Here is a 20,877-nt window from a genome sequence, read left to right on the forward strand (position 1 = left end):
CTGTGGAAAAGGTCGCGCATTCTACCCCAGCGGGCGCTGCACAAGCACTGAGCAAAAAATGATCAGTCTTCCGCAGGCCATGCCAGCAAAGGGCTGTAGCCGCTTTCCCGCAGCTTATCCACAGGCGGTTCCACAGTCATTGTGAACAACCGATGACACGTGCCGCGCTGTGATGGAGGATGCCATGGCGCCGCGCCAGGGCTTCGCGGTCCTTGCTGTAGCCGCCGCCGATCACCCCCACCACCGGGATGTCGCGGCCCAGACATTGGCGCAGCACCAGTTCGTCGCGGGCGGCCAGGCCGGCATCGGTCAGTTGCAGGTAGCCCAGGGCATCGTCCTTGTGCACATCCACGCCGGCGTCATACAGCACCAGGTCGGGCTGGTACAGCGGCAGCAGGTAGTTGAGGGCGTCCTCCACCACCTTGAGGTAGGCACTGTCGTGCATCCCCCGTGGCAGCGGGATGTCCCAGTCGCTCTGGGCCTTGCGCGCCGGGAAGTTCTGCTCGCAGTGCAGCGACACGGTGATCGCCTCAGGGGTGTCGTGGAGGATGCGCGCGGTACCGTCGCCCTGGTGCACGTCGCAGTCGAAGATCAGCACCCGGTGCACGCGGCCGGCCTCCAGCAGGTAGCGGCTGATCACCGCCAGGTCGTTGAAGATGCAGAAACCGGCCGGGTGGTCGTAGTGCGCATGGTGGGTGCCGCCGGCCAGGTGGCAGGCGACGCCGTGCTGCAAGGCCAGCTCGGCAGTCAGCAGCGAGCCGCCCACGGCGCGCACGGTGCGCCGGGCCAGGGCCTCACTCCACGGCAGACCGAGGCGGCGCTGGTCCTCGCGGGACAGCTCGCCGTTCATGTAGCGCTCGATGTAGGCGCGGTCGTGGGCCAGGGCGAGGATGTCGTTGGGGCAGATCTCCGGGCGCAGCAGCGCCGCGTCGGTGGTCAGCCCGCTGGCGACCAGGTGATCGCGCAGCAGGCGGAACTTGTCCATCGGGAAGCGGTGGTCCGGCGGGAACTCGGGGCTGTAGTCGTCGTGGTAGATCAGCGGCAGGGGCATGGCAGTGTCGTGAGGTGGGCCTGTGCCGATCTTGCCAGTTTTGTGCGGGGCGTGTCGGCTCATTCCCTGTAGGAGCGGCCTTGCCGGGACGCCGGACCGGCCGGAAAGGGGCGCAGAGCGCCCCCAAGATCTGTGGTTTGACACAATATCGCTGGGGCCGCCTTGCGGCCCTTTCGCGACACAAGGCCGCTCCTACAGGGCGGCGAAACCAGTGAACGTGATGCGTTACTTGCCGGAAGACGCCAACACCCGCTGCCAGTCCGGTTCGTTCATGCGCCCGAGGATCCGGGCCTTGCCCTGTGCATTCACCGAAACGAACAGCGCGCTGGCATACCCGCTCTCGCGCTCACCGCCCGGCACATGCTGTTGCCGGGCAAAGTGATCGATGCAGCCGTTGTGGGTCACCAGCACCAGGTTGTGGCCGGGCCGCTTGCGGGCCAGTGCTTGGTCGGCGAACTGCTTGTCACAGGTTTCCAGCCAGTCCTGGCTGGTGGTGTCCTGGCCCAGCAGGAAATGCGCCGTCTGCCGGGTACGCAGTTTCGGGCTGCTGAAGGCGTCGGCCCCGGCCAGGCCGAGCTGCTGCAGGCCCAGACCAACTCGACCGGCTGCTTCACTGCCGGACACCGTGATCCCGGTGGGGTCGCCCAGGCAGGGCCCCGGGGCGCTGTCGCAGCGTTCGGCGTGGCGGATCATCACCAGCACCGCGCCGTCCTGCCACTGTTGCAACAAGCCACTTTCGCTCAGCTGTCGTTCGTTACCAAGGTCCACAATGTGCGTCCTCGTCGCCAGCCAGGTGCCCGCCCCGGCCAGGGCGACGAACAGGCCGAAGGCGGCACCGATCACGCTGCGTGAGCGGCGCCGCCTGGGGGAGGCCGGCAGGGCAGGGGTGTTCAGGGTGTCGCTGGAAAGCATGCGTCGCTCCGATGGCCGCTGTAGTGGCCGGCATTCTGCGAAGCGGCCTGTCGGAGTGCGGTGAAGTGGATGTGAAAAAAACATCGGGCAGCGGCGGCCTGGATGAAACTTCATTCACCGGCCTACGCTGTACACTGCCAGACCGCGATTCCGGAGCCCCTCTGATGACCCCCATCCTCGAACTGGAAAGCGCCCGCCTGGTGCTGCGCCAATGGCAGGACGAAGACCTGCGCGAGTTCGCCGCGTTGTGCGCCGACCCCCAGGTGATGCGCTATTTCCCCGCCCCCATGACCCGGGTGGAGGCCGCCGCGCTGATCGGCCGGATCCGCGGCCATTTCAACGAGTACGGTTTTGGCCTGTGGGCCCTGGAGCGCAAGGACAGCGGCGCCTTCATCGGCATGACCGGGCTGCTCAACGTCAACTTCGACGCACCCTTTGGCCCTGCGGTGGAGATCGGCTGGCGCCTGGCCCGCCGTCACTGGGGGCTGGGTTTTGCCAGCGAGGCGGCGTGGACCAGCCTGCGTTGTGCGTTCGCCCAATTGCACCTGGACGAGGTGGTGTCGTTCACCACCGAAACCAACCTGCCGTCGCAGAAGGTCATGCAGGCCATCGGCATGCAGCAGGACCTGCACGGCAGCTTCGAACACCCGCGCCTGCCCGCCGGCCACCCGCTGCGTCCCCACGTGCTGTACCGCATCGACCGCGCGCATTGGCAGGACACCCTGCGTGCCTGACGGGGATGCCCCTCGACGATGCTGCCGACAAACCCTGTATCATTTGCCGGTATAACCGCGCCGTAATGCCTTGCCAGGAGAACCTCCCATGAGTCACGTACTGGACGACCTTGTCGACCTGTTGAGCCTAGAGTCCATCGAGGAGAACCTGTTCCGCGGCCGTAGCCAGGACCTGGGCTTCCGCCAGCTGTACGGTGGCCAGGTGCTGGGCCAGTCGCTGTCGGCCGCCAGCCAGACCGTCGAAGACGCCCGCCACGTGCATTCGCTGCACGGCTACTTCCTGCGCCCGGGCGATGCCAGCATGCCGGTGGTCTACTCGGTGGACCGCGTGCGCGACGGCGGCAGCTTCAGCACCCGGCGGGTGACGGCGATCCAGAAGGGCCAGCCGATCTTCACCTGCAGCGCCTCGTTCCAGTACGACGAAGACGGTTTCGAGCACCAGGTGCCGATGCCCGACGTGGTCGGCCCGGAGAACCTGCCCAGCGAAGTCGAGCTGGCGAGTGCTATGGCCGAGCACCTGCCCGAGCGCATCCGCGACAAGGTGCTGTGCGCCAAGCCCATCGAGATCCGCCCGGTCACCGAGCGCGACCCGTTCAACCCCAAGCCGGGCGACCCGGTCAAATACGCCTGGTTCCGCGCCGACGGCAACCTGCCGGACGTCCCCGCGCTGCACAAGTACCTGCTGGCCTACGCCTCGGACTTCGGCCTGCTGACCACCGCGCTGCTGCCCCATGGCAAGTCGGTGTGGCAGAAGGACATGCAGATCGCCAGCCTCGACCACTCGCTGTGGTTCCACCGCAACCTGCGCGCCGACGAGTGGCTGTTGTACGCCACCGACAGCCCCTGGGCCGGCAATGCCCGTGGCTTCTGCCGTGGCAGCATCTTCAACCGCGCCGGGCAACTGGTGGCTTCGTCCACCCAGGAAGGGTTGATCCGCCACCGCAAGGACTGGGCATGAGCCTGGGCGATATCCGCCATTGGGTGTTCGACATGGACGGCACCCTGACCGTGGCCGTGCATGATTTCGCGGCCATCCGCGAGGCCCTCGAGATCCCGGCCGAGCACGACATCCTCACCCACCTGGCGGCGCTGCCGGCGCAAGAGGCGGCGGCCAAGCATGCCTGGCTGCTGGAGCATGAACGGGACCTGGCGATTGCTTCGAAAGCTTCGGAAGGGGCGGTGGAGCTGGTGCGTGAGCTGGCCGAGCGTGGTTGCCGCCTGGCGATCCTGACCCGCAATGCCCGCGAGCTGGCGCATGTGACCCTCGACGCCATCGGCCTGGCCGACTGCTTCCCGGTCGAGCACATTCTCGGGCGTGACGAGGCGGCGCCCAAGCCCAACCCGGATGGCCTGTTGCAGATTGCCCGGGCGTGGGATGTGCGGCCCGAGCAGATGGTGATGGTGGGCGATTATCGCTTCGACCTGGATTGTGGGCGGGCCGCCGGAACCAGGACTGTGCTGGTCAACCTGCCGGACAATCCCTGGCCGCAACTGGCTGACTGGCATGCGGCGGATTGCCGAGCGCTGAGGGCGTTGCTGGGCTGATGGCCCTTGCCGTGATCCCCCTGTAGGAGCGGCCTTGTGTCGCGATCGGGGTGCGCAGCGCCCCCAGGATCTTGAGTACGCCCAAGATCGCTGGGGCCGTTCTGCGGCCCATTCGCGACACAAGGCCGCTCCTACACCGGCGATACCTCCGGCAGCCGACTCAGACCTGTCTAAGCTGCACTGCACCCTTTCCCCTGCGACGGAGACCCACCCCATGAGCACCAAGGCCATCTATGTCGGGCCCGGCGGCGGCTACGACAAGGTCCAGGTCGGTACCTGCGACGTTGCCGCGCCGGCGGCCGGCGAGATCACCGTGCGCCTGCACGCCAACTCCCTCAACTACCACGACTTCGCCGTGGTCAGCGGCATGTGGGGCCCGAGCGAACGTCGCATCCCCATGGCCGATGGCGCCGGCGAGGTGATTGCGGTCGGTGCCGGGGTCAGCGAGTTCAAGGTCGGCGACGCGGTGGTCAGCACCTTCTTCCCCGACTGGCTCGCAGGCGATGCCCAGGTCGAAGGCTTCGCCAGCGTGCCGGGCGATGGCATCGACGGTTATGCCCGTGAGCAAGTGACCGCCCGAGCCACCTCGTTCACCCTGGCGCCGCAAGGCTATAGCCATGCCGAGGCCGCCACCCTGACCACCGCTGGCCTCACAGCCTGGCGCGCGTTGATGAGCGACGACCACCTCAAGCCGGGCGACACGGTGCTGGTGCAGGGCACGGGTGGCGTCTCGATCTTCGCCTTGCAGTTCGCCAAGCTGGCGGGTGCCACGGTAATTGCCACCTCGTCCAGCGATGCCAAGCTCGAACGCCTGAAGGCCTTGGGCGCCGACCACCTGATCAACTACAAGACCACGCCCGCCTGGGGCGAGCAGGTGCGCAGGCTGACCGGCAACCGGGGTGTCGATCATGTGATCGAAGTGGGTGGCCCGGCCACGCTGGAGCAATCGATGATCGCCGCGCGCATTGGCGGGCATGTGTCGCTGATCGGCATCCTTACCGGCGTGGCGGGGCAGTTGCCGCTGGTGCAGGCGCTGGTGCGGCAGATTCGCCTGCAAGGGGTGCTGGTGGGCAGCCGTGCGCAGCAGCAGGCGATGGTCCGCGCCATCGACGCCAACGGCCTGCGGCCGGTGGTGGACAAGCATTTCGAGCTGGAGCAGATCGTCGAGGCGTTCCGCTACCAGGAGAGCAACCGGCATTTCGGCAAGATCTGCCTGAGCTGGTGAGCGCACAAGCTGTAGGAGCGGCCTTGTGTCGCGAAAGGGTCGCGCAGCGGCCCCGGCAATCTCGGCGGCGCCGCTGAAACCTGGGGCCGCTACGCGGCCCTTTCGCGGCACAAGACCGCTCCTACAGAGACCGCGTTACCATGATGTTTAGTGGGCCGGTCACTCCATTCCTGCTTCGGGCACCAACCGATCCCGGCTGTTGGACAGGTGCAGGCACACCGCTGCCCGCGCCGCGTCCGGGTCCTGGCGGCGGATGGCATTGAGGATCGCCTCGTGCTCCAGGTTGGCCAGGTAGGCATGCCGGGCCAGCCGGGCCCCGGCGCGCTCGGCCTGGGCGATGCGGTTGCGTGGGATCAGCGCCGTGCCCAGGTGCGCCATCATCTCGCCGAAATACAGGTTGCCGGTGGCCTCGGCGATCAACAGGTGGAAGCGCCGGTCGGCCTCGATGCAGCTGTCGCCGGCGGCCGCCAGGTCCTGGTAGTCATCCAGTGCCTGACGCATCTGCGCCAGGTGGCGGTCGCTGCGGCGCAGGGCGGCGAGGGCGGCCGCCTGGCCTTCCAGGCCGATGCGCAGCTCCAGCAGGTCGCGCACACTGGCCGCGCTTTCCGCCCCCACCCGCAACCCCGACTGGGCCTGGCGCTCGATGACGAAGGTGCCGATGCCGTGGCGGGGTTCCACCAGGCCCGAGGCCTGCAACTTGGACAGGGCTTCACGCACCACGGTGCGGCTGATGCCGTGTTCGCGCACCAGGGTGTTTTCCGATGGCAAGCGGTCGCCCGGCCTGAAGGTGCCCAGCAGGATCTGCTGGGTCAGGCTGGAGACCAGGTCGTGGGCGCGGCTGTGGCCGCGTTTGCGCGGGGTGTCGTGGGTATCCATGGAGGCAAGGGCACAAGTGAATGGCGGGTCAGCCGAGCCTAGCAGGCTTGCTTGTACGACAAGTTAAAAAAATGAAAATAATTCGCCATGAAATTGCTCATGCAATGGTTGAAATTACTTCACTTGTTTTGTGTTTTTCGCTGCTTTTAGCTGATTTATCTACTTGTATTTTGCCTTTTGCTGACTGTTTTCGACCTTGTCGTACAACTTCCCAGCGCATATGCTTCATTCCACCTGGATGTCAGACAACAGGGCGAATCGCCGTTCGCCGACCGTCCAGTGACCCGCACAAAAACAATTAGTGGGAGAAGCATTCGTGAACCACACCCTCGATCCGTCCGCCGGGCGCGACGATGTACTGGGCAGCGCCGTGGCCAAGGTCAAGCGCCATGTGCTGCCACTGTTCGTCATCATGTTCATCGTCAACTACCTGGACCGCGTCAACATCGGTTTCGTCCGCCCGCACCTGGAAAGCGACCTGGGCATCAGCGCGGCTGCCTACGGCTTCGGCGCCGGGCTGTTCTTCATTGGCTACGCGCTGTTCGAAGTGCCGTCGAACATGCTGTTGCAAAAGGTCGGCGCGCGCCTGTGGCTGACCCGCATCATGTTCACCTGGGGCCTGGTGGCCACCGCCATGGCCTTCGTGCAGACCGAAACCCAGTTCTATGTGCTGCGCTTTCTGCTCGGGGTGGCCGAAGCCGGGTTCTTCCCCGGGGTGATCTACTACTTCACCCGTTGGCTGCCGGGCGCTGAGCGTGGCAAGGCGATCGCCATCTTCCTCAGCGGCTCGGCGTTCGCCTCGCTGATTTCCGGGCCGCTGGCCGGGGCATTGATGCAGGTGCAGGGGCTGGGCATGCATGGCTGGCAGTGGATGCTGTTCATCGAGGGCATGGCCTCGGTGGTGCTGTGCTTCTTCGTGTTCTTCTGGCTCGACTCCAAGCCCCACGACGCCAAGTGGCTCAGCCGCGCCGAACAGGACGCGCTGGTGGCGGCCATCGACCAGGAGCAGCGCGAGCGTGAAGCCGGCGGGCCGGCCAAGGTCTCGGCCTGGCGCCTGCTCAAGGACCGCCAGATCGTGTTGTTCTGCCTGATCTACTTCTGCATCCAGCTGACCATCTACGCCGCCACGTTCTGGCTGCCCAGCATCATCAAGCGCATGGGCGACCTCAGCGACCTGCAGGTGGGCTTCTTCAACTCCATCCCCTGGCTGATCTCGATCATCGCCATGTACGCCTTCGCCGCCTGCGCCAAGCGCTGGAAGTTCCAGCAGGCCTGGGTCGCGGCAGCGCTGCTGGTGGCCGCCTGCGGCATGTTCATGTCGACCACTGGCGGGCCGGTGTTCGCCTTCGTCGCCGTGTGCTTCGCCGCCATCGGCTTCAAGGCCGCCTCGTCGCTGTTCTGGCCGATCCCCCAGGGCTACCTGGATGCGCGCATCGCCGCGGCGGTGATTGCCCTGATCAACTCGGTGGGCAACCTCGGCGGGTTCGTCGCCCCCACCACCTTCGGCTTGCTGGAACAGCAGACCGGTTCGATCCAGGGCGGCCTGTACGGCCTGGCGGTGACCTCGGTGCTGGCGGCCATCGCCGTGTTCTTCGTGCGTACCCGGGCCAAGGCTGCTGCTGACCAAGACCTCAAGGCCGCCTCGGCCAACTGATTGCGAGAGAGACCTTATGAATATGCAAACCAGTCCACAGGTTCACCTGGGCACCCCGGTGGTCACCGAACTGCGCGTGATCCCGGTGGCCGGCCACGACAGCATGCTGCTCAACCTCAGCGGCGCCCACGGCCCGTACTTCACCCGCAACGTGGTGGTGCTGCGCGACAGCGCCGGCAACACCGGACTGGGCGAGGTGCCCGGTGGCGAACACATCCGCCAGACCCTGGAAGACGCGCGCAGCCTGGTGGTCGGCCAGCCCATCGGCCATTACCAGCGCGTGCTCAACGCCATGCGCCAGGCCTTCGCTGGCCGCGACGCCGGTGGGCGCGGCCTGCAGACTTTCGACCTGCGCATCACCGTGCATGCGGTGACCGCCATCGAAGCGGCGCTGCTGGACCTGCTCGGCCAGCACCTGGGCGTGCCCATGGCGGCGCTGCTGGGTGAAGGGCAGCAGCGCGAGGCGGTGAAGATGCTCGGCTACCTGTTCTACATCGGCGACCGCAGCCGCACCGACCTGGCCTATCGCAACGAAGCGGACGCCGACAACGACTGGTTCCGCCTGCGCCACGAACAGGCCATGACCCCGGAGGCGGTGGTACGGCTGGCCGAAGCCGCCCAGGCCCGTTACGGCTTCAACGACTTCAAGCTCAAGGGCGGCGTGCTGCGCGGCGAGGAAGAGATGGAGGCGGTCACCGCACTGGCCGAGCGCTTCCCCGAGGCGCGCATTACCCTCGACCCCAACGGTGCCTGGTCGCTGAAGGAAGCCATCGCCCTGTGCCGTGACAAGCACGCGGTGTTGGCCTATGCCGAAGACCCGTGCGGCGCCGAGAACGGTTATTCGGGCCGTGAGGTGATGGCCGAGTTCCGCCGTGCCACCGGCCTGCCCACGGCCACCAACATGATCGCCACCGACTGGCGGCAGATGGGCCACGCGATCCAGTCGCAGGCGGTGGACATCCCCCTGGCCGACCCGCACTTCTGGACCCTGCAGGGCTCGGTGCGGGTGGCGCAGATGTGCCATGACTGGGGCCTGACCTGGGGCTCGCACTCGAACAACCACTTCGATATCTCCCTGGCCATGTTCACCCAGGTGGCCGCCGCCGCGCCCGGCGACATTACCGCCATCGACACCCACTGGATCTGGCAGGACGGCCAGCGCCTGACCCGCGAGCCGCTGCGCATCGTCGACGGCCATGTGCGGGTGCCCGAACGGCCGGGGCTGGGGGTGGAGCTGGACGAAGACCAGTTGGCCAAGGCCCATGAGTGCTACCGCAACATGGGGCTGGGCGCGCGTGACGACAGCGTGGCGATGCAGTACCTGGTGCCGGGCTGGGCGTTCGACAACAAGCGGCCTTGCCTGGTGCGTTGAGGCCTGCTCAGGCCTCATTGCCGGCAGCCGGTTCCTGTGGGAGCTGGCTTGCCAGCGATGGGGCCAATGCAGCCTGCACAAGATTTTCCTGCTGCAACCCGGCGTCTTGTACGTTGGCCAGGCGTAGGCAGACGCCTGTGCAGCACCGCCCCGGCATTCCGGGGCTTTTTTGTTTCCGCCGGCAAGCCGGCGCCTACGAACCGCATCCGTAGCAGATCCCCCTGCGCTGTTGCGCAGGGAACATTGCCAGCACCCGCACCGCTCCCACATCTTGCGCGGTCTCTGTAGGAGCGGCCTTGTGTCGCGAAAGGGGTGCGCAGCGCCCCCCTGGTTCTCGAGTACGCCCAAGATCGCAGGGGCCGCTTTGCGGCCCTTTCGCGACACAAGGCCGCCCCTACAGATTCATGCGCAAGACAGTTGCTCTCACAGCGACCTCCTTGAATCAGAGAATGAGAGCCGGTGTTGCCGGCGAATAGGCCGGTACCGTCAATAAAAGGACGCAAACAGGCATGCCAGAGGGGTTGACTGACGCACACGGGCACGTGGTGTCGTGATCGAACAGCTCCCTGACGTTTTCGAGCATTTTGCTCGCGCCGCGCCCGGCTTAAAGTGGGCCCGCACTTCACCGGTGCGTCGCCCAGGCGCGTGAGACGCCTGCAACAGAGCGTGCGCGCCGTACCCACCTGCATTCGAGGAGCCCCTTTCGCCTACGCCTGCCCATCCCTTCCTTGTGTCAGTAAAAAGAGAACAACATCCATGAACACCGTGGGATCCGATGGCAACCTTGCTCAAGGTTTCAAGCCACGTCATGTAACGATGCTGTCCATCGCCGGCATCATCGGCGCCGGGCTTTTCGTCGGCTCCGGGCACGCCATCGCGGCGGCCGGGCCCGCCACCATAGTCTCTTACTTCGTGGCCGGCACCCTGGTGGTGCTGGTGATGCGCATGCTCGGCGAAATGGCCGTGGCCCACCCCGACACCGGCTCGTTCTCCACCTACGCCGACCAGGCCATCGGCCGCTGGGCCGGCTACACCATCGGCTGGTTGTACTGGTGGTTCTGGGTGCTGGTGATCCCCATCGAAGCGCTGGCCGCCGGGCACGTACTCAACGCCTGGTTCCCCCAGGTGGACAGCTGGATCTTCGCCCTGGCCTCGGTGCTGCTGCTGGCCTGCACCAACCTGTTCAGCGTGGCCAAGTACGGCGAGTTCGAGTTCTGGTTCGCCATCCTCAAGGTCACCGCGATCCTGGGTTTCATCGGTCTGGGCTTCGCCGCGTTGATGGGCTGGCTGCCCAACCGTGAAGTCAGCGGCCTGAGCACGCTGATGGCGGAAAACGGCGGCTTCACCCCCAAGGGCTGGTCGGCAGTGGTGGGGGCGTTCATCACCGTGATGTTCAGCTTCATCGGCACCGAGGCGGTGACCATCGCCGCGTCCGAATCCAGCGACCCGGCGCGCAACATCGCCAAGGCCACCCGCTCGGTGATCTGGCGCATCAGCACCTTCTACATCCTGTCGATCTTCGTGATCATCTCGGTGGTGCCGTGGAACGACCCGCAGCTGGCGGTGGTGGGCTCGTACCAGCGCGCGCTGGAAATCATGAACATCCCCAACGCCGCGCTGATGGTCGACCTGGTGGTGCTGGTCGCGGTGACCAGCTGCATGAACTCGTCGATCTACATCGCTTCGCGGATGATGTACTCGCTGGCCAAACGCGGCGATGCGCCCGCGCTGTTGAAGAACACCTCGAAGGTCGGCGTGCCGCGTGCCGCAGTGTTCGGCAGCACCCTGATCGGCGCCGCCATCGCCATCCTCAACTACTTCGCGCCCAAGGGCGTGTTCGAGTTCCTGCTGGCCAGCTCCGGCGCTATCGCCCTGCTGGTGTACCTGGTGATCGCCATCTCGCAGCTGCGCATGCGCGCCCGCCTGGAGCGGGAGAACGCCAACCTCAAGTTCCGCATGTGGCTGTTCCCGTACCTGACCTGGGCGGTGATCCTGTTCATCAGCGGCGCACTGGCGGTGATGATGTTCACCGAGGAGCACCGGGCCGAGGTGACCGCCACGTTGAGCCTGGCCATCGTGATTTCGTTCCTGGGCATCGTCACCAGCCGTGGCCATGGGCGGGCGGTGGGGGTACGTTCGCCGGGGTAGTGGCCACTGGCCCTTACGCCAGGGGCGGGCGCGGCGCATAATGGCGCTTTTTTGCCCCGCCCAGCCGCGCTGGCTGGCGGCAGCACCAGCCAGGGAAGTGTGTCGATGAGCGTCGCGTTGCAGGAAGCGGCCCGCCAAGTGCGGGCTGCGGTGAAGGTGGCCACCGAGGGCCTGGTGGGCCGTGAGCAGTTGGCCGAACTGATCGTGCTGGCCGCGGTGGCCCAGGAGCACCTGCTGGTGGTCGGGCCGCCCGGCACCGCCAAGAGCGCCGTGGTGCGCCGCGTGGCCCAGGCCATGGGCGGGCGTTACTTCGAATACCTGCTGGGGCGCTTCACCGAGCCGTCCGAGCTGTTCGGCTCCGTAGACCTGCAAAAACTGCGCGAAGGCCGGGTCGAGACCGACACCACCGGCATGCTGCCAGAAGCCGACATCGTGTTCCTCGACGAGGTGTTCCTCGGTTCCACCGCCATCCTCAACACCTTGCTCGGCGTGCTCAACGAGCGGCGTTTCCGCCGGGGCCACACCCAGGTCGACTGCCCGATGCGGGTGTGCGTGGGCGCCGCCAACGGGCTGCCGGACGATGAAGCGCTGGCGGCGTTTGGCGACCGCTTCCTGCTGCACCTGTTCGTCGACAACGTGCCGGACCACCAGCTGGAGGCGATGCTCGCCGGTGGCTGGCAGGCCGAGCGTCGGCCGGTGCAAGCGCTGCTGCAACTGAGCCAGCTCGACGAACTGGCCCGGGCCGCGCGCGAAGTCGACCTGCAAGCCGTGCGCCCGGCGCTGGCCAATGCGATCCGCCAGCTGCGCGAAGCGGGGCTGCGCCTGTCGGACCGGCGCATCGTCAAGTCGCAACGCCTGATCGCTGCCGCCGCGGTGCTCAACGGGCGCAATGCGGCGACCGAGGCCGACCTGTGGCCGCTGCTGTACGTGCTGCCCACCGAGCAGGCCCAGCAACAAGGCCGTGAGGTGCTGCACGCGCTGCTGGCGCTGTGTGCCAACCATCACCTGTACAGCGCCGTGGAAGAGGTGGCCCTGCAACCGCTGTCGCGGGTGGCGCGCCTGGTGGACGCGGCGGGCGCTTGCCTGGCGCAGGACGCTGCCAGCGTGGCGGCCGAGCGCGAGCGCCTGCTGCGCGAGATCGACGCCAACTTCACGGCGGCCAGCCTGCCCGCCGAACTGGCCGAGCTGCGCGTGCGCCTGGCTGGCCATACGTCGTTCGCCTCGTGAGAGCCCCGGTGCGCCAGCCCTGGCGCTGGCAACCCCGGGTGCAGCCGCTGGAGCCTGGCGCCGCCGTGGCCTGGGGCGAGGCGGCCGGGCGCTTGCTGGCGCGCCTGAAGGCATTGCCTGAAACGACCCTGCGCAAGCTCCAGGCCACCGCCGGCGAGCAGGTGCTGATCGTGACCGGCCTGGCGGACGACTTGCCGTGGGTCGAGGGCATCGAGTACGCCGCCCAGGCCACGCAGGCCCCCGACCTGTGGCTGCCGGTGTTGTGGCAGCCCGACGTGTGCCCGCAGCTGTTGCGCCAGGCGCTGGCCGCCCGCTACCCACGCCTGCCGCTGTTGCTGTGGCCCGCACCTGGGCGCGTGGTGCCGCTGGACCGCCTGCTGCCATTGAGCCTCGCCCATCACCTGGGGCTGATCGAACAACAGTGGAGCCGCCATGCAACTGCCTGACGCCTTGCACCCCTGGCAGGCCTGGCTGGCACAGCTGGACCCTGCCACCTGGCCCGTGTTCGCCGACCTGCTGGGCCGCATCGAGCCCTTGCTCGGCCCGCTGCGTGGCCGCCAGCCGGGGGGCGAGCCCGAACCCGACGGCCTGGCCGACCTGCAGCGGCGCGGCAACTACGCGCGCCTGCTGAGCAGCGAATGGCTGCTGGCCGAGGAAATGCCCGATGAATTCCTGCGCCGCGCGGTGGCCAGCGAGCACCTGTTCCTGGCCCCGGAGCTGCGCGCCCGGCAGAGCGACCGGCGCATCGTCGCGCTGTTCGATGGCGGCCCCCTGCAATGGGGCGCACCGCGCCTGGTGCACCTGGCCATGCTGATCCTGCTGGCGCGCCGTGCGGCGGCGGCCGGGGCGCAGCTGTTCTGGGGCATGGCCCAGCGCCCGGGCACGCCCGGCAAGCTGAACGGCATCGCTTCGTTGAACCGGCTGATGAGCCAGCGCACCCAGCAACCGGTGACCGCCAAGGACCATCAGGCCTGGCAGACGCTGCTGGCGGCCGAGGAGTGGCAAGGGGCCGAGACCTGGTTGATCGGCAACGGCGAGCGGGGCCCGCACCTGGACCACTGCATGCAGATCCAGCGCAGCCTCGATGGCCAGCACCTGAGCCTGACGATCAATGCCGCCAGCCGCCGCAGCCTGCGCTTGCCGGTTCCGCCGGCCAAGGTTGCCGAGCGCCTGCTCAAGGGGCAGTTCGATACCGCCAGGGTGACGTCCGATGAGCCACAACAGGGCCATTGGCGTGTGGCGCTGACCCATCCGCCGGTCATCGCGCCGAACGGTACGCAGGTGGCGTTGATGTTGCTCGACGAACCGGGTTGCCTGGTGTTCCGTGTGCCCAAGGTCGAGCAGAAAAAGCCACAGATGGGCCGCCGCCAGTACTGGCGCGCAGGCCAGCAACCGGTGGCGGCGGCGTTCATCGGCAACAACTTCGGTGCCGTGCTGTCGGACGGCCCGCGCCTGCACTTCTGGAAAACCTGGCCCCTGCACCGCGCGGTCGACAAGCCCACCCGCGAGCAACTGCTGGTGCCCTTGGGCACGGCGGCGCTGTTGCCGACCGTGTGGCTGGCGACGAAAAACGAGCGCTCGCTGCTCTGCCAGGACAAGGACGGCCGCGTGGTGCGCTGGCATGCGTTGGCCAAGGGCGACACGGTGTTGCAGGCGATAGCGAGCAATGCCTGGGGCCTGACCCAGGTGAGCCAGGAGTCGGCGGCTTTCGTCGAGTTGGAGGCGGGGCTGGTGTACCTGCGCCAACGCTACGCGTCGGGCGACTGGGGGGCACGCCTGGCCCTGGGCAAGGCCAGCGGCGTGCAGCAGGTGTTGTTCGCCGGCAGCCCCGGCAAACGGCAGGCATTCGTACCCTGCGCCTTGCAGGAAGTGAAGGGCGGCGACTGGCGCATCCATGAGCACCCCGGGGACTTCCAGCGCTATCGGCAGGTCAGGTTGGCGGGCAATTTCAAGGTGGTCGGCCTGTTGCACGACGAGGCCGTCCGCCGTTCGAGCCTGGTGTTGATCAGCGGCGTTGGCGACAGCGTGAGCCTGTATGCCGATGGCCAACCACAGCCGTTGCTGACCACGACCGCGCCGATCGTGCGCCACAGTTTTTGCACGGTCAGCGGCTTGCTGGCCCTGTTGACCGAGCAGCGTGAGTTGATAGTGCTAGATGTGCGTGCGCGCACGGTGCGGCTGCAAGTGAGTTGCCGCGGCATGGCTGAGGAGGTAGCGCATGCTTGAACAACCGCGTTTCCCTGTGCGTCGCCCGCTGCTGAGCGGGCGCCAGGCCGTGGCCGGGCTGTGGTTGCCGGCGCAGTGGTACAGCGAGGCCGAACGCAATCGGCTGTTGATCCGTGACTGGCAGGCGGGGGCCGCGGCCTGGCGCTTCGCCGAGGGCGACCTGCTGCGCTGGCCACAGGCGCAGAGCCTGGTGTGCGAGACGCTGAGCGGTTGGCCGCTGGTGCTGGTCGGGCAGACCTTGTGTTCGGCGCCCCTGGAGGAGGACGAGCGGGTAGGCCTGCCGTTCGCCGACCTGTGGCTGGTGCGCGACGCCAGCGTGCAGGCCTTGCGCCTGGCCGATGCCGCGCCGCTGACGCCGGGCCTGTGGCTGGACGTCGACACGCTCGCGTGGTGCGACACCTTCGATTGCAGCGGCGCGGTGCCGCCGCCGGCGGTGGTCGAACTGGAGGCCAAGCGCGACGTGCGCGAGATCCTCGGCAATGTGGTCGGCCAGGCCGATGCCGAGCGTGACGTGGTGATGAAAGCGTTGCGCGAGCAGCAGGCGGCCCCCGGCAAACCCAGCCAGGGGGCAGGGCAGCCGTTGGGGCAGTTGCCTGACCGGTGGCGGCATGTGGCCTGGGTGGCGGTCGCCGTGGTGCTCAGTGTCGGCCTGACCCTGCTTATGCATGCCGTGCTGTCTCGGCCCCAGGCGCTCGAGCCGATGCAAGCGAGCGTCTATTCCCAGCCCATCGGGCTGTGGGGCGAGCTCAAGGTGCAACTGCTGTTCGCCCTGCTGGGCCTGCTGGCGCTGTACGACGTCATCCGGCGCCGACGCCAGCCCCAGGGTGGCGATGCAGCCAGGCCCGTGCCAACCCAGGCCTGGGGCAACCAGGCGCCGCCCCCGCGGCGTGAGCCAGGCCATACCAGGCCCGGGCCGCTGCGGCGCTGGCTGACCCGCCTGGCCAATGCCGCGCGCCTGGACCGGCTGTATGGCAAGCGCCAGGCCGAATACCTGCAACGCATGCTCAACCTGTTCGAGGACGGCGACCTGCAGGAAGCCCTGCGCCACGCCATCCCCCTCGATGCTGGCGCCCAGTCGGCCCGCCAGGCGTACGGCACGCCCAAGCGCCGCACCGACCTGGAGTTGCGTCAGCGCCAGGGGGGCGGCAGCGCGATCGGCCTGGCCGACGATGTCCACGACCACCTGCGCAGCCTGTACCGGCGCAGCTTCGAGCAGCTCGACCGGCAGGGCAAAGTGGACGAGGCGGTGTTCGTGCTGGCCGAGCTGCTTAATGCGCACCAGGAAGCGCTGGACTACCTGGAGAAACACCAGCGCCATCGCCAGGCGGCCGACCTGGCCCTGCTGTGGGACATGCCGGCGGCGAACATCGTCCGCCACCTGTGCCTGGCCGATGATTGGCCGCTGGCCCTTCAGGTGGCGCGCCGCGACAAGGCGTTCGCCGCCGCGGTGAACCTGATGCAGCAGAAATGGCCCGAGGCGGCCCGGCGCCTGCGCATCGAGTGGGCCGAATCGCTGGCCGGCGAAGGCCACTGGCTGGAAGCGGTGGACGTGATCTGGAGCCTTGCCGATCAGCAGGCCCGCGCGCGCCAGTGGTTGCTGGATGCCGAGGCCGGTGGCGCGCCGCTGGCAGCGCAGGCGCTGGTCAAACGGTTGATCCTGCTGCCAGACAGCCTCGTGGACTGTGAAGCCCAACTGCTGGCGCTGCGCGACGACCCGGCACGCCAGGCCGAGCGCGCGGCAGCGGCCCAGGCGCTGTTGGCCAGCAAGCGCCAGAGTGCGTCGAGCAAACTGTTCGCCGGGGCGTTGCTGGGCCCATTGGTGGTGGACCGCCAGTTGGCCCCGGCGCAATTACGCCAGCTGGCCAAGCTCTGCGACGACCCGCTGCTGACGGCCGACCTGCCCAAGCTCGACCTCGGCCCTGCCGGCCATCAGCGTTTGCAGGAGGTCGAGCAGCCCTTGCAGTGGCAGGCCCCCAACCCTGGCGCCCAGGCCATCGTCGATGCGCGGGCGCTGCCGGGCCAGCGCCATCTGCTGGCGCTGGGTGAGGCCGGGGTGCTGCTGGTCGATGCCCAGGGGCAGCGGCTCCAGCATTTCCCGGTGCCGGCCCGGCACCTGGTGATCAGCACCAGCGGCCAGGTGGCACTGGCGGTGATCGACCGCGGCGCCGTGCAGCGCATCGCCCGGTTGGACCTCACGCGGCGCACCTGGCAAGAGCTGGGCGTGTTGAGCATGCAGCACTTCAGCCGGCACTTCGATGGCCGCCACTGGCTGGTCGGCAAGGCCGACGAAGTACGCCTGGTGGATATCGAACAACGCTTCGCCACAGTCTGGCATGTCGACCGCCTGCCTGGGCAGATCGTCGACCTGCGCAGCGATGAACAGCGCGAGTGCCTGATGCTGGCCAGCCCCGAGGGCAAACTGGAGCGCTGGACCTACAGCCTGCCTGCCCGGCGCCTGCAAGCGCGGGACCCGGTCGAGCCCAGCCAGCGCGAGGGCATGCGCACGGTGGCCGGCACCATGGCCGAGCTGTTCGAGTACCGGGTGGAAAGCCAGGCCAGTACCGGCGTGTCGACGCTGATCGCGGTGCGCTGTGGTGAAGACATGCGCCGCGCATTGCCGGAGGTTTCACGCCTGGAGTTGCAGGCGCTGGATACCGAGGCGCTGGAGCAGGTGGAGCTGCACATGGGGCTGCAATGGGCGGTGGTGATCCATCCGACCTTGCCGGGTGGGCGACTGGCAAGTTTCCACCGGCGCAGCGACGGGCGCTGCTTCGCGCGCCTGCAATGGCCAGCCCAAGGCGAGGTGCGGGTGATCAACCAGGGGCGCCACTGGCTGTTGTTCGATGGGCAAGGCCGGTTGTTTAGCGTCGACGTGGAGAACGCCTGGCCTCAGAACCTGGCGCTGTGCTGAGCCGATGCGTCTTGCAACACAAGCGTTGCCTGCGTGCTTGGGCGCGGGGGGTAGACTTGCCAGCTTCCCGACCTGCCAAGGAGCCATCGCATGGGAACGAAGTCGCAAGGCGCCGACGCGCCAAACCCGCTGAACGTGGTCGAGGCTGACCGTTTCGATGAAGTGCTGGTGTTGATCTGCTCGGCTCGCCAGCGTGCAGTGCAGGCGGTGAACACGCAGTTGATCGACTTGTACTGGCAGGTTGGGGCATACATCAGCCACAAGCTGCAGAGCGCCGAGTGGGGGGATGGGGTGGTGAGCTAACTGGCGGAACATCTGGCGTTGACCCAGCCGGGGTTGCGCGGATTCACCCGCGCCAACCTGTTCCGCATGCGGCAGTTCTACGAGGTTTACCGCGGTGACGAAATTGTCGCACCACTGGTGCGACAATTGCCGTGGAGCCACAACATGATGGTGCTGGGGCAATGCAAACGCCCCGAGGAGCGGGCGTTCTACCTGCGCATGGCCATTCAGGAAAAATGGTCCAGGCGCGAACTGGAACGCCAACTCAAGGGCGCGCTGTTCGCCGAATACCAGACCCAATTGCCCGACAAGGCCCTGCTGCAGGCCAAGCTGCAGGCGTTCTATGCCCTGGATGCCGCCCGCACCGCATCGATGTAGCGCATCACCGCCGGGGCCTTTTCGAAACGCCGGTGCACCAGGCTCAGCCAGGAGCTGGCCTGGCAATCGTCGATCTCGCGATAGCTGACCTGCGGCAGGCTGATGCGCCGCACCACCGACGCCGGCACCACCGCCATGCCCTGGCCCAGCGAGACCAGGGTGAGCACTGCCACCAGGCTGCCGGGCTGCGGGCCGAGCTTGGGCGTGAAACCACCCCGGGCCGCGACCTCCAGCGTGCCCGAGATCTGCTCGGGGAGGATGAAGGTCTCATCGGCCAGGCGCGCCGCAGCCAGGTGCTTGAGCTCGTTGAGGCGCGAAGCGGCCGGCAGCGCCAGGACGAAGCCTTCCTCGTGCAGGGCGATGGCTTCGAGGCCGTCTGGCAGCTCCATGGGCGAGCGCACATAGGCCAGGTCCAGCTGGCCGTCGCGCAGCAGTGTCGGCAGTTCGAGCATGGGCGCTTCGCGGATGTTCAGGCACACCTCGGGGTAGGCCTCGCCGAAGCGGCTCACCTGCTGCTGCAAGACCCCCGAATAGGCGGCGGAGGCCACATAGCCCAGCTCGATACGGCCGCGCTCACCACGGGCGGCCCGCTGCGCGCCCAGCTGCGCGGCGTCGAACTGACGCACCGCCTGCTCGGCCTCGACTCTCAGTGCTTCGCCGGCGGCGGTCAGGCGCACCTCGCGCTGGCTGCGCTGGAACAGCAACACCCCAAGCTCTTTCTCCATGTCCTGGATCTGCCGGCTGAGCGTGGCCGGGGCGATGCCCAGCTGCTCGGCAGCGCGGGTGAAATGGCCGTGGCGGGCGACGCTGAGGAAGTAGCGGAAGTGGCGGATTTCCATGGGGCCTCGTTAGCCGCAAGCGAATGACGCAGGACGCAACGGCTAACAAGCCTGGCGCCCGACGGCGTTATGGTGAGGGCAACACTACAAGGCTGACGCCGTGGCGGCAAAGCCCGGTTCGAACGCTGCGCAGCGGGCAGACGCGCACCCCTGTGGGAGCCGGCTTGCCGGCGATGAGGCGCGCAGCGGCTCCACGACGACCAGCCACCGCCCGGAGCCTTGCCATGCCCACCACGCCTTCAGCACGCTTCACCCTGTTCACCGCCTCGGCCGTCTGCGCCCTGATCATCCTCGACACCAACATCGTCGCCGTCAGCCTGCCCAGCATCGCCCGCGACCTGTCCGGCTCGTTCGCCGACATCGAATGGGTGGTCAGCGCCTACCTGCTGGCCTTCGCCGCCTGCCTGCTGCCCGCCGGCAGCCTGGCCGACCGCTTCGGCCGGCGGCGCATGCTGCTGCTCGGCCTGGCCCTGTTTGGCGCCGCCTCGTTCGCCTGCGGCGCGGCCCCCACCTTACTGTTGCTCGACCTCGCCCGCGCGGCCAAAGGCATAGGCGCCGCGCTGCTGCTGACCGCCGCCCTGGCCGCCATCGGCCACCGCTTCCACGAACCGCAAGAACGCCTGCGCGCCTGGGCCTTCTGGGGCGCGTGCATGGGCGCCACCATCACCTTCGCCCCCCTGCTCGGCGGCTTGATCGCCAGCACCCTCGGCTGGCGCTGGATCTTCTACATCAACCTGCCGCTGGTGGCCGTGCTGGCGCTGATGGTGCTGCGCAGCGTCGAAGAATCCCGCGACATCGCCGCCGCCCGGCTCGACCCCCTGGGCAGCCTGACCTTCGCCGGCAGCCTGGGTTACCTGATCTGGGCGCTGATCGACGCCAACCGCGTGGGCTGGGACAGCGCGCCGACCTTGGGCCGGTTGGTGATCGCGGCGTTTCTGTTTGGCTTGTTCGTGATGGTCGAGCGCAGCCAGGCCCGGCCGATGATCGATTTGCAGCTGATGCACAGCGGGCGGTTCATTGGCGCGTTGCTGGGGATGTTCGCCTATGCGGCGTGTGCCCAGGTGATGATGACCCTGCTGCCACTGTACCTGCAGAACGGCTTGCAGTTGAGCGCACTGCAAGCAGGGGCGGGCATGCTGCCGTTTGCCGTGGCGATGCTGCTGACGCCACGGCTGGGCATGCGCCTGGCGGCGCGGTTGAGTGCGGCGCAGGTGTTTGCCTTGGGGCTGGTGTTGGTGGGGGTGGGGAACCTGGCGTGTGCCTGGGCGGTTGGGCGCGGTGGTTATGGCGCCTTTGCCCTGGCCAGCGTGGTGCTGGGCGCGGGAGCAGGGCTGCTCAATGGGGATACGCAGAAGAACATCATGGCGTGTGTGCCGCGAGAGCGGACGGGGATGGCTTCGGGGTTGAGTACGACTACGCGGTTTGGGGCGATTGTGTTGGCCATTGCCGGGCTGGGTGGGGTTTTGGCGGCGCGCAGTGAGGGGTTGTTGCGCGAGG

16 protein-coding genes and 1 pseudogene are annotated in these 20,877 nt (G+C 67.7%); 13 read left to right on the top strand and 4 right to left on the bottom strand.

The annotated features are described in order from the left end of the window. Positions 1 to 136: 136 nt before the first annotated feature. Positions 137 to 1,051, bottom strand: a complete 915-nt coding sequence (locus IX761_RS25725) for a histone deacetylase (RefSeq protein WP_194792297.1) — start codon at positions 1,049 to 1,051, stop codon at positions 137 to 139. Between the two features lie 225 nt (positions 1,052 to 1,276). Continuing rightward, the gene (locus tag IX761_RS25730) at positions 1,277 to 1,963 is read right to left on the bottom strand and encodes a histidine phosphatase family protein (protein WP_194792298.1); all 687 of its coding nucleotides are present in this window, start codon (positions 1,961 to 1,963) and stop codon (positions 1,277 to 1,279) included. A gap of 164 nt (positions 1,964 to 2,127) precedes the next feature. Here IX761_RS25730 and IX761_RS25735 point away from each other — a divergent pair, with 164 nt between their 5' ends. From IX761_RS25735 to IX761_RS25750, 4 genes are all read left to right on the top strand, one after another. Next, positions 2,128 to 2,697 carry a GNAT family N-acetyltransferase gene (locus IX761_RS25735; protein ID WP_194792299.1) on the top strand — a complete coding sequence of 190 codons (570 nt, stop codon included), beginning with the start codon at positions 2,128 to 2,130 and terminating at the stop codon, positions 2,695 to 2,697. Positions 2,698 to 2,785: 88 nt separating this feature from the next. Then, positions 2,786 to 3,655, top strand: a complete 870-nt coding sequence (gene tesB / locus IX761_RS25740) for an acyl-CoA thioesterase II (protein WP_194792300.1) — start codon at positions 2,786 to 2,788, stop codon at positions 3,653 to 3,655. Beyond that, on the top strand, positions 3,652 to 4,242 hold the full coding sequence (locus IX761_RS25745; protein WP_194792301.1) for an HAD family hydrolase: 591 nt from the start codon (positions 3,652 to 3,654) through the stop codon (positions 4,240 to 4,242). Before tesB ends, IX761_RS25745 begins: the two co-directional genes overlap by 4 nt. 214 nt (positions 4,243 to 4,456) lie before the next feature. Continuing rightward, positions 4,457 to 5,467, top strand: a complete 1,011-nt coding sequence (locus IX761_RS25750; RefSeq protein WP_194792302.1) for a zinc-dependent alcohol dehydrogenase family protein — start codon at positions 4,457 to 4,459, stop codon at positions 5,465 to 5,467. 159 nt (positions 5,468 to 5,626) lie between these two features. On the opposite strand, the gene IX761_RS25755 is transcribed toward IX761_RS25750, so the two are convergent. Then, entirely contained in the window at positions 5,627 to 6,343 is a 717-nt protein-coding gene (locus IX761_RS25755) for a FadR/GntR family transcriptional regulator (protein ID WP_194792303.1), read from the bottom strand. Positions 6,344 to 6,659: 316 nt separating this feature from the next. Here IX761_RS25755 and IX761_RS25760 point away from each other — a divergent pair, with 316 nt between their 5' ends. The 8 genes and pseudogenes from IX761_RS25760 to IX761_RS25795 form a co-directional block, all read left to right on the top strand. Next, entirely contained in the window at positions 6,660 to 7,997 is a 1,338-nt protein-coding gene (locus tag IX761_RS25760; RefSeq protein ID WP_194792304.1) for an MFS transporter, read from the top strand. A gap of 16 nt (positions 7,998 to 8,013) precedes the next feature. After that, positions 8,014 to 9,369: a glucarate dehydratase gene (gene gudD / locus IX761_RS25765; RefSeq protein WP_194792305.1), complete on the top strand. Its 1,356-nt coding sequence runs from the start codon at positions 8,014 to 8,016 to the stop codon at positions 9,367 to 9,369. Between the two features lie 756 nt (positions 9,370 to 10,125). Next, complete coding sequence (gene gabP, locus IX761_RS25770; protein WP_194792306.1) at positions 10,126 to 11,517, top strand: GABA permease; 1,392 nt, start codon at positions 10,126 to 10,128, stop codon at positions 11,515 to 11,517. 105 nt (positions 11,518 to 11,622) lie between these two features. Further along, on the top strand, positions 11,623 to 12,744 hold the full coding sequence (locus IX761_RS25775) for an AAA family ATPase (RefSeq protein WP_194792307.1): 1,122 nt from the start codon (positions 11,623 to 11,625) through the stop codon (positions 12,742 to 12,744). An 8-nt stretch (positions 12,745 to 12,752) separates the two neighbouring features. After that, positions 12,753 to 13,190 carry a hypothetical protein gene (locus IX761_RS25780; RefSeq protein ID WP_194792308.1) on the top strand — a complete coding sequence of 146 codons (438 nt, stop codon included), beginning with the start codon at positions 12,753 to 12,755 and terminating at the stop codon, positions 13,188 to 13,190. Beyond that, positions 13,177 to 14,970, top strand: a complete 1,794-nt coding sequence (locus tag IX761_RS25785) for a hypothetical protein (protein WP_194792309.1) — start codon at positions 13,177 to 13,179, stop codon at positions 14,968 to 14,970. The genes IX761_RS25780 and IX761_RS25785 overlap by 14 nt, the downstream gene beginning before the upstream one ends. Beyond that, positions 14,963 to 17,881: a bpX6 domain-containing protein gene (locus IX761_RS25790; RefSeq protein ID WP_194792310.1), complete on the top strand. Its 2,919-nt coding sequence runs from the start codon at positions 14,963 to 14,965 to the stop codon at positions 17,879 to 17,881. Before IX761_RS25785 ends, IX761_RS25790 begins: the two co-directional genes overlap by 8 nt. A 90-nt stretch (positions 17,882 to 17,971) precedes the next feature. Beyond that, positions 17,972 to 18,538: pseudogene (locus tag IX761_RS25795) on the top strand (DUF1016 N-terminal domain-containing protein); the annotation flags it as partial. Here the strand turns inward: IX761_RS25795 and IX761_RS25800 are convergent. After that, positions 18,505 to 19,380: a LysR family transcriptional regulator gene (locus tag IX761_RS25800; protein ID WP_194792311.1), complete on the bottom strand. Its 876-nt coding sequence runs from the start codon at positions 19,378 to 19,380 to the stop codon at positions 18,505 to 18,507. The pseudogene IX761_RS25795 and the gene IX761_RS25800 overlap by 34 nt on opposite strands. A 224-nt stretch (positions 19,381 to 19,604) precedes the next feature. Between IX761_RS25800 and IX761_RS25805 the strand changes: the two genes are divergently transcribed. Next, positions 19,605 to 20,877: MFS transporter (locus tag IX761_RS25805; protein WP_194792312.1), on the top strand; the 1,273-nt coding region annotated here is incomplete at its 3' end.

This window comes from Pseudomonas sp. UFMG81, from assembly GCF_015354575.1.
Taxonomy (GTDB): domain Bacteria; phylum Pseudomonadota; class Gammaproteobacteria; order Pseudomonadales; family Pseudomonadaceae; genus Aquipseudomonas.

Bases quoted from the DNA above. Each gene is read 5' to 3' on its own strand.
- gudD (WP_194792305.1), top strand. From the start codon at position 8,014: ATGAATATGCAAACCAGTCCACAGGTTCACCTGGGCACCCCGGTGGTC.
- IX761_RS25750 (WP_194792302.1), top strand. From the start codon at position 4,457: ATGAGCACCAAGGCCATCTATGTCGGGCCCGGCGGCGGCTACGACAAG.
- IX761_RS25790 (WP_194792310.1), top strand. From the start codon at position 14,963: ATGCTTGAACAACCGCGTTTCCCTGTGCGTCGCCCGCTGCTGAGCGGG.
- IX761_RS25755 (WP_194792303.1), bottom strand. From the start codon at position 6,343: ATGGATACCCACGACACCCCGCGCAAACGCGGCCACAGCCGCGCCCAC.
- IX761_RS25775 (WP_194792307.1), top strand. From the start codon at position 11,623: ATGAGCGTCGCGTTGCAGGAAGCGGCCCGCCAAGTGCGGGCTGCGGTG.
- IX761_RS25735 (WP_194792299.1), top strand. From the start codon at position 2,128: ATGACCCCCATCCTCGAACTGGAAAGCGCCCGCCTGGTGCTGCGCCAA.
- IX761_RS25785 (WP_194792309.1), top strand. From the start codon at position 13,177: ATGCAACTGCCTGACGCCTTGCACCCCTGGCAGGCCTGGCTGGCACAG.
- IX761_RS25730 (WP_194792298.1), bottom strand. From the start codon at position 1,963: ATGCTTTCCAGCGACACCCTGAACACCCCTGCCCTGCCGGCCTCCCCC.
- gabP (WP_194792306.1), top strand. From the start codon at position 10,126: ATGAACACCGTGGGATCCGATGGCAACCTTGCTCAAGGTTTCAAGCCA.
- tesB (WP_194792300.1), top strand. From the start codon at position 2,786: ATGAGTCACGTACTGGACGACCTTGTCGACCTGTTGAGCCTAGAGTCC.
- IX761_RS25725 (WP_194792297.1), bottom strand. From the start codon at position 1,051: ATGCCCCTGCCGCTGATCTACCACGACGACTACAGCCCCGAGTTCCCG.
- IX761_RS25800 (WP_194792311.1), bottom strand. From the start codon at position 19,380: ATGGAAATCCGCCACTTCCGCTACTTCCTCAGCGTCGCCCGCCACGGC.
- IX761_RS25745 (WP_194792301.1), top strand. From the start codon at position 3,652: ATGAGCCTGGGCGATATCCGCCATTGGGTGTTCGACATGGACGGCACC.